At 64.6% G+C, this 12948-nt stretch carries 13 protein-coding genes and 1 tRNA gene; 4 read left to right on the top strand and 10 right to left on the bottom strand.

From position 1 onward, the window contains the following. Positions 1–36 precede the first annotated feature (36 nt). The 8 genes from VHAB30_RS19475 to VHAB30_RS19440 all read right to left on the bottom strand — a co-directional run bounded on the left by VHAB30_RS19475 (position 37) and on the right by VHAB30_RS19440 (position 8456). Complete coding sequence (locus VHAB30_RS19475; RefSeq protein ID WP_159278187.1) at positions 37–1068, bottom strand: hypothetical protein; 1032 nt, start codon at positions 1066–1068, stop codon at positions 37–39. Positions 1069–1074: 6 nt separating this feature from the next. Beyond that, positions 1075–2568, bottom strand: a complete 1494-nt coding sequence (locus VHAB30_RS19470; RefSeq protein ID WP_159278186.1) for an MBOAT family O-acyltransferase — start codon at positions 2566–2568, stop codon at positions 1075–1077. Positions 2569–2644: 76 nt separating this feature from the next. Beyond that, the gene (coaE, locus tag VHAB30_RS19465) at positions 2645–3253 is read right to left on the bottom strand and encodes a dephospho-CoA kinase (protein WP_174250234.1); all 609 of its coding nucleotides are present in this window, start codon (positions 3251–3253) and stop codon (positions 2645–2647) included. A 13-nt stretch (positions 3254–3266) separates the two neighbouring features. Further along, a complete protein-coding gene (locus tag VHAB30_RS19460; RefSeq protein ID WP_159278185.1) occupies positions 3267–4232 on the bottom strand; it encodes a prepilin peptidase in 966 nt (321 codons plus the stop codon). Beyond that, positions 4232–5461: a type II secretion system F family protein gene (locus VHAB30_RS19455; RefSeq protein WP_159278184.1), complete on the bottom strand. Its 1230-nt coding sequence runs from the start codon at positions 5459–5461 to the stop codon at positions 4232–4234. Before VHAB30_RS19455 ends, VHAB30_RS19460 begins: the two co-directional genes overlap by 1 nt. Before the next feature lie 24 nt (positions 5462–5485). Continuing rightward, entirely contained in the window at positions 5486–7219 is a 1734-nt protein-coding gene (gene pilB, locus VHAB30_RS19450) for a type IV-A pilus assembly ATPase PilB (protein ID WP_159278183.1), read from the bottom strand. Between the two features lie 115 nt (positions 7220–7334). After that, positions 7335–7411: transfer RNA gene (locus VHAB30_RS19445), tRNA-Pro, on the bottom strand. 52 nt (positions 7412–7463) lie between these two features. Continuing rightward, positions 7464–8456, bottom strand: a complete 993-nt coding sequence (locus VHAB30_RS19440; RefSeq protein ID WP_159278182.1) for a polyprenyl synthetase family protein — start codon at positions 8454–8456, stop codon at positions 7464–7466. Between the two features lie 182 nt (positions 8457–8638). Here VHAB30_RS19440 and rplU point away from each other — a divergent pair, with 182 nt between their 5' ends. The 4 genes from rplU (at position 8639) to proB (ending at position 11592) form a co-directional block, all read left to right on the top strand. Beyond that, positions 8639–8950, top strand: a complete 312-nt coding sequence (gene rplU / locus VHAB30_RS19435; RefSeq protein WP_062474515.1) for a 50S ribosomal protein L21 — start codon at positions 8639–8641, stop codon at positions 8948–8950. Positions 8951–8962: 12 nt separating this feature from the next. Then, a complete protein-coding gene (gene rpmA / locus VHAB30_RS19430) occupies positions 8963–9223 on the top strand; it encodes a 50S ribosomal protein L27 (protein WP_013543198.1) in 261 nt (86 codons plus the stop codon). A gap of 72 nt (positions 9224–9295) precedes the next feature. Further along, positions 9296–10372 carry an Obg family GTPase CgtA gene (cgtA, locus tag VHAB30_RS19425; protein ID WP_070063611.1) on the top strand — a complete coding sequence of 359 codons (1077 nt, stop codon included), beginning with the start codon at positions 9296–9298 and terminating at the stop codon, positions 10370–10372. An 80-nt stretch (positions 10373–10452) separates the two neighbouring features. Continuing rightward, a complete protein-coding gene (gene proB / locus VHAB30_RS19420; protein WP_062474510.1) occupies positions 10453–11592 on the top strand; it encodes a glutamate 5-kinase in 1140 nt (379 codons plus the stop codon). A 34-nt stretch (positions 11593–11626) separates the two neighbouring features. Here proB and VHAB30_RS19415 read toward each other — a convergent pair whose 3' ends face one another. Together VHAB30_RS19415 and VHAB30_RS19410 are read right to left on the bottom strand one after the other, a co-directional pair. After that, positions 11627–12220, bottom strand: a complete 594-nt coding sequence (locus VHAB30_RS19415) for a CNP1-like family protein (RefSeq protein ID WP_159278181.1) — start codon at positions 12218–12220, stop codon at positions 11627–11629. Then, positions 12168–12836 carry an RNA pyrophosphohydrolase gene (locus VHAB30_RS19410; RefSeq protein WP_159278180.1) on the bottom strand — a complete coding sequence of 223 codons (669 nt, stop codon included), beginning with the start codon at positions 12834–12836 and terminating at the stop codon, positions 12168–12170. The genes VHAB30_RS19415 and VHAB30_RS19410 overlap by 53 nt, the downstream gene beginning before the upstream one ends. Positions 12837–12948: the final 112 nt, after the last annotated feature.

The following is a 12948-nucleotide window of genomic DNA, read 5'->3' as shown; positions in this document are numbered from 1 at the left end:
GCGTATTTGTCGGTTTCCTGTCGCGGAATCATAACTTCAGGGCGATTTGGAAGGGGGTGTGGGCATCACTTCACGCACCGCGGCCAGCATGCGCTCGCCGAGTGCGAGCTGTCCGTGCATGGACATGTGCGTGTCGTTCGAGAAGTAGAAGTCGCGGATCTGCGTGTGCTTTTCGCGGGTGAAGGCGTACAGGTCGGGGCCCAGCTTCGCGTCGCGGAAGCCGCTTTCGAAGTCCTTCGAGAAATCGGGCTTGAGGTAGACCGTGGTCTTGTTGGGCACCACCATCCACAGGATCGGGAGGGTGCTGTGCGCCTGGGTGAAGGTCTTCATTCGCGCCAGCGTGTCGGAGGTCAACGGGCCATTGTCCTCGTCTTCCTGGAAGAAGGGCATCCGGTCGCACTGGCGATGCGAGAAGAATTTGCAACCGTCGGGGACTTTCCTTACCCAGGTGTCACGATCGAAATAGGTGTCTACCGGCGAGTTCTTGGCCTTCCACGTGTGGTAATAGGTCACGACGCCGGTCATGTACTGGACTTCCCAGTTGGGCGCGAAGGCCGGCACGGTCTCGTCGGGTTCGATGAGGGGCTCGGCCTTGGCGCTGTAGGGGAAGATGGTCTTGCCGTCCTTGCAGCGCTCGCTGTAGCGCATGCGCATGTCCAGCAGGCGCTCCACGCTTTCGATGATGACCAGCTTGCCCTTGAAGCCGGAGTCGTGGACCCATTGGCTGAAGTCGCCGCACAGCGATTCGCCGTACTGGCCCCAGTACGAGGTCGAGACCCGGTAGCCGGCCTTGGCGAGCACGGACTGCCAGCGGTGCGTCATGGAGAAGCTGTCGCCGACGACCATCACGTCCGCCTGTTCGATGGGTGTACTGGCGAGGTAGACCGGGTCGACCTTGGGCGGCGGGTCGCGCCAGCCGAACTCGCGTTCGGACAGGCGTCCGATGCGCGTGAGGTCGCCGTAGGGCACCGGGCTGGTGAGCGAAATGATCCACAGGGCCATCAGGACGAAGTAGCCGAAGAGGAAGAACCGCAGCCAGACTTTCGCGGGCGTCGTGGTCGTCGTCATGTCGAATCAGAATTGGAAATAGAGGAAGGGGCTGTAGCCGCCCAGCTTCGAAACGCACCACGCGAACAGTGCGAAGGTACCGATGGCGAGCACCACGGTCGACAGGCGGGCCATCACCGGACGGCCGGCCATCGACTTGGGATGGGGAATCCAGCGCTCCAGGGTGATGGTCGGCGGCAGCGTCAGGCAGATGACGATGGCCACCAGCATGAGCTGGAAGAACTCCGGCTTGCGGAATGGCACCTTGCCGAACTCGCTGAACGCCGAGACCGGTGCGCCGTGCATCCCCAGCATGCCCTTGTAGATGGACATGGCCGTGTTCATGCCGTCGGCGCGGAAGACGATCCAGGCCACCACCACGCACAGGAAGGTCAGCAGCCAGCCCAGCACGCGCGCGATGCGCCCCGGGGTGGCGTTGCGGCGGACCTTGGCGTTCCAGAGGTGGTTGACCATCAGGAACGCGCCGTGCATTGCGCCCCAGACCACGAAGGTCCAGGCCGCGCCATGCCACAGGCCGCCCAGCAGCATCGTGAGGAACAGGTTCAGGTAGCGCCGCGCCGGGCCCTTGCGGTTGCCGCCCAGCGGCACGTAGAGGTAGTCGCGCAGGAAGGTCGACAGCGAGATGTGCCAGCGGCGCCAGAACTCGATGATGTTGGTCGACTTGTAGGGCGAGCGGAAGTTGAGCGGCAGCTGCACGCCCAGGCACATCGAGAGGCCCACGGCCATGTCCGAGTAGCCCGAGAAGTCGAAATAGATCTGCAGCGTGTAGGCCAGCGCGCCGAACCATGCGGTGTACAGCGTGGGCTCGATGCCCTTGTGAACGCCGTTGAACATCAGGTCGGCGTACTGCCCCATGGGGTCGGCGATCAGCAGTTTCTTGGCGAGGCCGAAGACGAAGATCGTGAGGCCGATGGCGACCTTGTTCGGGTCCATCCGGTAGGTCGCGGGGTTCGCGAACTGCGGCATCATCTGCGCGTGGTGCAGCACCGGGCCCGCGATCAGGTGCGGGAAGTAGGTGACGAACAGCACGTAGTGGATGAAGCTGCGCTCGTGCACCTTGCCCTGCCAGCAGTCGACCAGGAAGGCGATCTGCGTGAAGGTGTAGAACGAGATGCCGATCGGCAGCACGATGTGCACCAGCTCGATCGGCGTGAGGCCCGCCGCGACCAGTCCGGCGTCGACGTTTTCCAGGAAGAAGTTGGCGTACTTGAAGACGGCCAGCACGCCCAGGTTGATCACCAGCGAGGCGATCAGCAGCGTCTTGCGCTTGCGGTCGTTGCGTCCTGGCGCGGGCGTCAGCTGCAGGCCGAACCAGTAGTTCACGCAGATGGAACCCAGCAGCAGCGGCAGGGCCTGCACGCTCCACCAGCCGTAGAAGAACAGCGAGGCCAGTCCGAGGAAGCCGGCGGCGGCGCGGGCGTTGCGCTTGCCGATCAGGAAGAACCCGATCAGGACCAGCGGGAAATAGACAAAAATGAAGGGATACGAGTTGAAAAGCATCTCGGGGAGGGCACTGCAGGGGCGAGCGCCTTTTTGTCGTAATCGTTATAGAGCCGCCGGGGCGGCTGGTCTCGGATTATCGCGTGGCGGCCGCAGCCCACAGCTTCCAGAGACCCCGCACCTCGGTGCCCAGTTCCGCGAGCGTCAGTGACTCGTTGTAAATCACGGCGTCGGCGGCGGCCCGGCGTGCCTTGCGCGGCGCCTGCTGGGCGATCACGGCGCGCACGGCTTCGGGCTCCCATCCCGAGCGTGCGACCACACGCTGGAGCTGCGTGTCTTCGCGGGCATCGACCACCAGCACGCGGTCCACGAGGGCGCGCCAGCGGCCGGATTCGACCAGCAGCGGGACATCGAAGACGACGATGGCATCGCCGGCGGCGGCGGCCTGGCGTTGCGTCTCGGTGCCGATCAGCGGATGCAGGATCGCTTCGAGGCGGGCCTTGGCGCCCGCATCGGCGAACACGATCTGGCGCATGGCGGCCCGGTCGAGGCCGCCGTCGGGCGCGATGACCGAGGCGCCGAACGCGGCCTCGATGGCGGGCATCGCGATGCCGCCGGGCTGCGCGATGCGGCGCGCGATGGCGTCGGTGTCGACCAGCACCGCCCCTTCGGCCACCAGCAGCGACGCGACCGTGCTCTTGCCGCTGCCGATGCCGCCGGTCAGGCCGATGCGCTTCACCGCCATGCCGCTGTCGTTCTCAAAGGGCCAGGGCCCCGAAAGGGAAGGCGAAGGGAATCCATTGCTTGACGACAGCGGGACCGGCCACGAGGCAGATCAGGCCGGCGCCGGCCAGGAAGGGGCCGAAGGCGATGGGAATGTCCTTGTGGGCCAGCTTGCCGGCGAAGCGCAGCGTGAGGCCGATCACGGCGCCCACCACCGACGAGACGAGGATGATCGCAATGAGGTAGTCGGCGCCGAGCCAGGCGCCCAGAGCGGCGAGCAGTTTGAAGTCCCCATGTCCCATGCCTTCCTTGCCTGTGGCCAGGCGGTAGGCATGGTACACAAGCCACAGGCTCAGGTAGCCGAACACGGCACCCCAGACCGCGGTGTTCAGGCTGACGCCGGTCCAGCCCATGGCGGCACCGACCAGGCCGAGCCAGAGCAGCGGGTAGTTCAGGGCGTCGGGCAGGAACTGGGTGTCGAAGTCGATCAGGAACTGGCAGATCAGCACGGCGCCAAAGGCCGCCCAGAGCGCGCCCGTGGGGGTGATGCCGAAGCGGTGTGCGCACAGGGCGAACAGCGCGCCCGTGATCAGTTCGACGAGCGGGTAGCGGGGGCTGATCGAGGTCTTGCAGCTGGCGCACCGGCCACGCAGCACGAGGTAGCTGAGCACGGGGATGTTCTGGTACCAGCGGATCTTGTGGCCGCACGTGCCGCAGCGCGAGGCGGGGCGCGTGAGATCGAAAGGCGGGAGCTTCTCGAGCGCTTCGGCGGCCTTGTCGGCGGCCGCCTCGAGGCCTGCGGGTGGCACGGCCTTTGGGCCGAAGACCAGCGACCAGAGCGAAGGCGTGTCCTTCGACGACATGAGATTGGCGACCGCATCGCTCAGCCAGCCCCGGTACATCATGACCGGGGTGCGGTAGATCACCACGTTGAGGAAACTGCCGATCAATAGCCCCAGCACACCGGCCAGCGCGGTGTCGAACCCTTGCGACACCAGCATCAGACGACCTGGCCGAGCTTGAAGATGGGCAGGTACATCGACACCACGATGCCGCCGATGATGACGCCCAGGAACACGATGATGATGGGTTCCATCAGGCTGGAGAGGCCGGCGACCATGTCGTCGACTTCGGATTCGTAGAAGTCGGCGGCCTTGCTGAGCATGTGATCGATCGAGCCCGACTCCTCGCCGATGGCCGTCATCTGGATCACCATCGAAGGGAACAGGTTGACGTTGGTCATGGCGGCCGTGAGGCTGGTACCGGTCGAGACCTCCTGCTGGATCTTGGCGGTGGCGTCGCCGTAGACCGAGTTGCCCGACGCGCCGCCCACGGAGTCGAGCGCCTCCACCAGCGGTACGCCGGCTGCGAACATGGTCGCGAGCGTGCGGGTCCAGCGGGCGATGCAGGATTTTTCGATCAGAGTGCCGAAGACGGGAATGCGCAGCAGCAGGCGGTCCATGACTTTCTGGACGCGCTCATTGCGTTTCCACGCTTGCAGAAAGAAGTAGATGCCACCGCCGAGCACGCCGAAGATCAGCCACCAATAGGCAACGAAAAACTCGCTCATAGCCATCACGAACAGCGTCGGTGCGGGCAGGTCGGCCCCGAACGAGGAGAACACCTGCTTGAACGCGGGGATCACGAAGATCATGATGATCGCCACCACCACGAAGGCCACGACGACCACCGAGGTCGGGTACATCAATGCCGACTTGATCTTCGACTTGATCGCCTCGGTCTTCTCCATGTAGGTCGCGAGACGATCCAGCAACTCTTCCAGGATACCGGCCGCCTCACCGGCCTCCACCAGGTTGCAATACAGGTTGTCGAAGTACTTCGGGAACTTGCGAAAAGCAGCCGACAACGAGGTGCCGGTCTCGACGTCGCTGCGGATGTCGTTCAGCAGCTTGGCGACGCTCGGGTTCGCGTTGCCGCGCCCGACGATGTCGAAGGCCTGCAGTAGCGGTACGCCCGCCTTCATCATGGTCGCGAGCTGTCGCGTGAAGATCGCAATGTCCTTGGGCTTGATCGCCTTGCCCGAGCGCATGCGGCGCTTCTTGATCTTGGAGGCCAGCACGCCCTGGCGACGCAAGGCCGCCTGCACCTGGTTCTCCCCGGCGGCGCGAAGTTCGCCGCGCACCAGCTTGCCGTTGCGGTCCTTGCCTTCCCATTCGAAGACGAATTCCTTGTGCGTGACCTGGGAGCGGGAGGATGCCACTGTTGCCATTCGATCTCCGGTTCAGTGTGTTCGTTATAGGTTGGTGCAGGCGACGACTTCTTCGAGCGAAGTGAGGCCCTGCATGACTTTGCGAAGGCCGGACTGGCGCAGCGAGCGCACGCCTTCGGCTTCGGATTGGTTCGCGATGTCCAGCGCGCTGCCGTCGCGCAGGATGATTTCCTGGATGGCTTCCGAAATCGGCATCACCTGGTAGATGCCGACCCGGCCCTTGTAGCCGCCACTGCAGGCGGCGCAGCCGACCGGGCGGTAGGGCTTCCAGGTGCCGTTGATGTCTTCCTCGTTGAAGCCGGCCTCGAGCAGGGCTTCGCGCGGGATGTCGATCGGCGCGCGGCACAGCATGCACAGCCGGCGCGCGAGGCGTTGCGCGGTGATCAGGATCACGCTTGACGCGATGTTGAACGGTGCGATGCCCATGTTGCGCATGCGCGTGAGCGTGGTCGGGGCGTCGTTGGTGTGCAGCGTCGACAGCACCAGGTGACCGGTTTGCGCGGCCTTGATCGAGATGTCGGCGGTTTCGAGGTCGCGGATTTCGCCGACCATGATGATGTCGGGATCCTGTCGCAGGAAGGCGCGCAGCGCCGCCGCGAAGGTGAGGCCGGCCTTCTCGTTGACGTTGACCTGGTTGACGCCGGGCAGGTTGATTTCCGACGGGTCTTCTGCCGTCGCGATGTTGACGCCCGGCTGGTTGAGCAGGTTCAGGCAGGTGTATAGCGACACGGTCTTGCCCGAGCCCGTGGGGCCGGTCACCAGCACCATGCCATAGGGGCGGCCGATGGCGTGGAGGAGCCGTTCCTTTTCGTCGGCGTCGTAGCCCAGGGCGTCGATGCCCATGCGCGCGCTGCTCGGGTCCAGGATACGCACGACGATCTTCTCGCCGAACAGCGTGGGCAGCGTGCTCACGCGGAAGTCGATCACGCGATCGGGGCCGATCTTGAGCTTCATGCGGCCGTCCTGCGGCACGCGCTTCTCCGAGATGTCGAGCCGCGAAATGACCTTGATGCGCGAGGCCAGCTTGTCCTTGATGACCGTGGGTGGGCTGGCGATTTCTCGCAGCTCGCCGTCGACTCGAAAGCGCACCCGGTAGTGGTGTTCGTAGGGCTCGAAGTGGATGTCCGAGGCTCGCATGCTCACGGCGTCGAGCAGCATCTTGTGCAGGAAGCGCACCACGGGTGCGTCTTCGACCTCGGCGATGGCCTGTTCGTTGGCATCGCCCGAGGTGTCGGCCGTGACGTCGTCGAACTCGAACTCGGTGCCGACGATGCTGTTGATCGTTTCCGCAGCACTGGCTGCGGCGGCTTCGATCATGCGTGAGAGCTTGTCGTACTCCGCGATGACCCAGTCCACGCCCATCTGCGACGCGAACTTGATTTTTTCTGCGGCTTGCTGGTCCGACGGGTCGGCCGTCGCGACGATCAGGCGGTTGTTGCGCTTGCTGAGAACGACGATGCGGTACGCATGGCAGAGCTTCGGATCGAGCAGGTCCTTGGGCAGGCGCTGGTGATCGATGGCATCGAGGTCGAGCAGCGGGGCGCCGAAGGCGCTTGACAGGGTGTGGGCGAGGTCTGCGGCCGAGACGGCGCCGGTGCCGGTCAGTTCGGCGATGAAGCTGGTGCGGCCGCTCAGTGACTTCTGATAGATGTCTTCGGCTGTCTTCGCCGCGAGCTTGCCGGCCGACACGAGGGCGCGCGCCAGGCCGGGAAGGGCGATCTGCGTAGTTTCTTTAACGGGAATTTCGGCAGCGGCCATTCAGCGAATGCAAAAGATGTGAAAAAGTGCTTCACGATCATCGCTGAACACGCCTGTGCTGTAAATCGTTACACAGCAACAGGGGCTGACATTAACTGGACCAGTCGAGAAAAACTGGTCGGGGTGAGAGGATTCGAACCTCCGGCCTCTACGTCCCGAACGTAGCGCTCTACCAGGCTAAGCTACACCCCGATTGGTTGCAAGAAAAAGAACTCGTCCTAGATGCCAACTCTGTGGAGGTGTTTCAGGCACGTCGCTCAAGCAACTGAGCCGCTAATTGTAGCAAACCTGAAGCGTGCAAATTCGACGGAAGGTCGCGCAATGCATGAATTGCGCGTTCGGCCTCTGCCGCGGCAGCCGCGCGTGAGGCTTCCAGCGCGCCGGTTTCGCGAACGATCTCGACGATTTTCCCCAGCTGGGCGGTATCTCCGGCCTCGATGGCGGCGCGCACCAGCGTGCTCTGTTCGGGTGTGCCGCGCTGCATGGCGAAGATCAGCGGCAGAGTGGTCTTGCCTTCGCGCAGGTCGTCGCCGACGTTCTTTCCGGTTTCCTGGGCGTCGCCCGCGTAGTCGAGTACGTCGTCGATCACCTGGAAGGCGGTGCCCAGTGCTTGCCCGTAAGTGGCGCAGGCCTCTTCGACTTCGGATGTGCTGCCGGCCAGCACGGCCGCCAACCGGGTGCTTGCCTCGAAGAGCTTGGCGGTCTTGGAGCGAATCACGCGCAGGTACGCTGCTTCGTCCAGCGAGGCGTCGTGCATGTTCATCAGCTGCAGCACTTCGCCTTCCGCGATCACGTTGGTCGCTTCGGCCAGGATCTGCATGATGCGCATGTTGTTTGCATCCAACATCATCTGGAAGGCGCGCGAGTACAGGAAGTCGCCCACCAGCACGCTGGCTGGGTTGCCGAAGGATTCGTTGGCGGTGGCACGGCCGCGGCGCAGGGTCGATTCGTCGACCACGTCGTCGTGCAGCAGGGTCGCGGTGTGGATGAACTCCACCACGGCCGCCAAGTTGAAGCGCTGTTCGCCCGTGTAGCCGAGCGCGCCTGCCATGAGCAGCAGCAGCGCCGGCCGCAGCCGCTTGCCACCGGCCGAGATGATGTATTGCGAAACCTGGCTGACCAGCGGAACGCCAGTATTGAGGCGTTGGGCGATCACACGGTCGACTTCGACCATGTCGCCGGCAATCAGGTCCAGCACGGTGGCGGTGGGGGAGGTGTCGGCGGCGGGAACTGGCAAAGCGAAGGCGCGGGGCGCTGCGAGGATGAGGGCGGCCCTGGAGGCCGGAACGCGCGAATTATAGGGAGCCGTGCACGATTCCCTGGAGCGTCTCAGCGTCGGGGTGGTGAGTGTTCGCAAACCGCGCTATAATCTTGGGCTCTGCGGAATTCGCTGCGGAGACTCATTTCTAAGAGGTTTACATGTACGCGGTCATAAAAACCGGCGGCAAGCAGTATCGCGTTGCTTCCGGCGAGAAAATTAAAGTAGAACAGATTGCTGCGGACGTAGGCCAGGAAATCGTGATCGACCAGGTTCTGGCTGTCGGAAACGGCGCTGAAATCAAGGTTGGCACGCCCCTGGTGTCCGGCGCAACGGTGACAGTCACGGTGCTGTCGCACGGCCTGCACGACAAGGTTCGCATCTTCAAGATGCGCCGTCGCAAGCACTATCAAAAACGTCAAGGCCATCGCCAGCAGTTCACCGAACTGCAAATCGGCGCGATCGCCGGCTAAGGAGCACATTCCATGGCACAGAAAAAAGGCGGCGGCTCCACGCGAAACGGGCGCGATTCCAAGCCCAAGATGCTCGGCGTGAAGGCCTTCGGCGGCGAACTGATCAGCGCAGGCTCGATCATCGTGCGCCAGCGCGGCACCCAGTTCCACCCCGGCGTGAACGTCGGCGTGGGCAAGGACCACACGCTCTTCGCCCTGGTCGACGGCCACGTGTCGTTCGGTCACAAGGGTGCGCTGAACAAGCACATGGTCAACGTGACGCCCGCGGCCTAAGCCCCGCAGTCACTTCGATCTTTCCGAGGCCCCGCATTGCCGGGGCTTCTTCATTTGTAAACTGGACATCCCATGAAGTTCGTCGACGAAGCCTTCATCGACATCGCCGCGGGCGATGGCGGCAACGGCTGCGTGTCGTTCCGTCATGAGAAGTACAAGGAGTTCGGCGGCCCCAACGGCGGCGACGGCGGCCGTGGCGGCCACGTGTTCGCGGTGGCCGACTCGAACCTCAACACCCTGGTCGATTTCCGCTACTCGCGCCGGCACGAAGCCAAGCGCGGCGAGCACGGCATGGGCTCCGACATGTTCGGCGCCGCGGGCGATGACATCGTGCTCCGGATGCCGGTCGGCACGATCATCACCGACGCCGAAACCGGCGAGGTTCTGTACGAGATGCTGACGGAAGGTGAGGTCGTCACGATCGCCAAGGGCGGTGATGGCGGTTTCGGCAACATGCGCTTCAAGAGCGCGATCAACCGTGCGCCGCGCCAGAAGACGCCTGGCTGGCCCGGCGAGAAGAAGAGCCTCAAGCTCGAGCTCAAGGTGCTGGCCGACGTGGGCCTGCTGGGCATGCCCAACGCGGGCAAGTCGACCCTGATCAGCGCCATCTCGAATGCCCGTCCCCGTATCGCGGACTACCCCTTCACCACGCTGCACCCCAATCTGGGTGTGGTGCGCGTCGGTCCGGAGCAAAGCTTCGTGGTCGCCGACCTGCCCGGCCTGATCGAAGGCGCGTCCGAAGGCGCCGGCCTCGGTCACCTGTTCCTGCGGCACTTGCAGCGCACGCGCCTGCTGTTGCACGTGGTCGACATGGCACCGTTCGACGATGCGGTTGATCCGGTCGCCCAGGCAAAAGCCATCGTGGGCGAACTGAAGAAGTACGATGCCGCGCTCTACGACAAGCCGCGCTGGCTGGTGCTGAACAAGCTCGACATGGTGCCCGGCGACGAGCGTGCGGCACTGGTCAAGGACTTCGTCAAGCGCCTGCGCTTCAAGGGCCCGGTCTTCGAGATCTCGGCGCTCACGCGCGAAGGCTGCGAGCACCTGATCAAGGCCGTGTACCAGCAGGTCAAGGCGCAGCAGGTGGCCGAGCACGAAACCGTCGTGGTCGATCCGCGCTTCGTCCCACTGCCGCCCGAAGGAAACTGAGGGCGTCGCGGCACCTTCGGTGCTGCAAAATGGATAGCAAGCAGCGCAGGCTGCATTCCTGAAACACGCCTTCTTTCTTCATGACCTCGAATTCCGGTTCCACTGCCTTGCGGGATGCCCGCCGTATCGTCGTCAAGGTGGGCTCCAGCCTCGTGACCAACGAGGGGCGCGGCCTCGATGAAGGTGCCATCGGCGAGTGGTGCCGGCAACTGGCCGAGCTGGTGCGCGACGGGCGCGAAGTGGTCATGGTGTCGAGTGGCGCGATCGCCGAGGGCATGAAGCGCCTGGGCTGGAAGACCCGTCCGCACGAAGTGCACGAGCTTCAGGCGGCGGCGGCCGTCGGGCAGATGGGCCTGGCCCAGATGTACGAGACCAAGCTGCGCGAGAACCAGATCGGCAGCGCGCAGGTGCTGCTCACGCACGCCGACCTTGCGGACCGCGAGCGCTACCTCAATGCACGTTCGACCCTCGTCACTTTGCTGCGCCTGGGCGTGGTGCCGGTGATCAACGAGAACGACACGGTGGTCAACGACGAAATCAAGTTCGGCGACAACGACACGCTCGGCGCGCTGGTCGCCAACCTGGTCGAGGCCGATGCGCTGATCATCCTGACCGACCAGAAGGGCCTGTACACGGCCGACCCGCGCAAGGACCCCGACGCGAAATTCGTGCACGAAGCTGCCGCAGGCGATCCGGCGCTCGAAGCCATGGCAGGCGGCGCCGGCTCGAGCATCGGGCGCGGCGGCATGATCACCAAGATCCTCGCGGCCAAGCGCGCGGCGGGCTCCGGTGCTTCCACGGTCATCGCCTGGGGCCGCGAAGCCGACGCGCTGCTGCGGCTCACGCGTGGCGAATCCATCGGCACGCTGCTGGTGGCGCAGACCGCCAAGCACCAGGCACGCAAGCGCTGGATGGCCGATCACCTGCAACTGCGTGGCGCCGTCATCGTCGATGCCGGTGCGGCTGCGAAGGTGCGTGGTGAAGGCAAGAGCCTGTTGCCGATCGGCATGACGGGCGTGTCGGGCGAGTTCTCGCGCGGCGACGTGATTGCGGTGCGCGACGTCGACGGCGTCGAGCTGGCCCGCGGGCTGGCCAACTATTCGAGCGTGGAGGCTCGGCTGCTGTGCCGCAAGCCTTCGGCCGAGTTCGAGCGGCTGCTGGGTTACGCGGCCGAGCCGGAGATGGTGCACCGCGACAACATGGTGCTGATGCCCGGTTGATCGCCAAGGCGGGGTGCCATGCCCCGCCGCCGCTTCACGGCAGTTCGCGCAGCGGATTTCGGATGTTCTGCACCATCTCGTTGACCGAGCTGCGCGGCGCGTTGCCGCGGCACAGGCCCTGCGACGACAGCGCCGGCACGTAGCTGGAGTTCATGTCCTTCACGCGCTTCCACTCGGGCGACTTCGTTTCCTGCCAGGCGCCGTTGTTGTAGCGGGCATAGCTCTTCATCTCGGCCGTCGAGCAGCGCACGCCTTCGTAGAACGCATTGACGGCGCCACCGGCCCGGTTCTGTGCCACCACCACGTAGCGCACGATGCCGTCCTTCGTGATGGCGATCGTGTTCGGGTCGACGCCGAACTTCAGCGTCATGTAGGGCGGCATCGCGATCGGCAGCAGACGGCTTTCGCTGAAGGCGGGCGGCGGCGGCACCGCAGTTTCTTCCCACTCCTTGTCCTGCTCCGTGCTCTTGGGCGCGGGTGGCATGCCGGCCTGGGCCCAGTCGGGGTTGTCGGTGTCGTAGCCGCGGGAGGCGCAGGCGGCCAGCAGGCCCACGCAGGCGATGACGAGCGCACGCTCAGCGTGGCGTCGGGAAAGAAGAAGGCGCGCTGTTCTTGGGATGAGGTTCATCGCTCGCAGAAGGAATGTCGGGATGCGGGTCGAAGCTGCCGCCGGGCGGCAGATCCAGGCCCGCGGGCGCTCCATGGTCCAGCGTGTGGCGCTCGAATTCTCGGGCGCGCACGTTGCTGCGCAGGAAGCGGTTGCGGAAATCCTGCCGGGGCAGGTAGCGAGCAAGCTCGGTAAGCGCCATCTCGTAGACGCCGCGCTTGAACTCGACGACCACGTCGAGCGGGACCCAGTAGTCATGCCAGCGCCAGGCGTCGAATTCGGGATGGTCGGTGGCACGCAGGTTGAGATCCCAGTCGTGGCCGACAAGTTGCAGCAGATACCAGATCTGCTTCTGGCCTTTGTAGTGGCCCCGTGCGTCACGGCGGATGAACCGATCCGGCACCTCGTAGCGCAACCAGTCGCGGGTACGGGCCACGATGCGCACATGCTCCGGATGGAGCCCGACTTCCTCGTGCAGTTCCCGGAACATGGCTTGCTCGGGACTTTCGCCACGGTCGATGCCGCCTTGCGGAAACTGCCAGGAATGCGTGCGTATGCGCTTGCCCCAGAAAACCTGGTTTCTCTGGTTGAGCAGGATGATGCCGACGTTGGGCCTGAAGCCGTCCCGGTCGAGCATAATCAAACCCCAATTTTTGAACTGAGTCGATTATGCATGCCGGGTTGCACTCGGCAAGCGACCGGTTCCGGGCTCTCAGGGTCTCTCCGGGGTGCCTGTCTCCCTCCTCACT

The organism is Variovorax boronicumulans (assembly GCF_009811375.1).
GTDB classification, from domain to species: domain Bacteria; phylum Pseudomonadota; class Gammaproteobacteria; order Burkholderiales; family Burkholderiaceae_C; genus Variovorax; species Variovorax boronicumulans.
The sequence above is the reverse complement of the archived record's forward strand: the minus strand, read 5'-3'. Positions and strand labels throughout refer to the sequence as shown.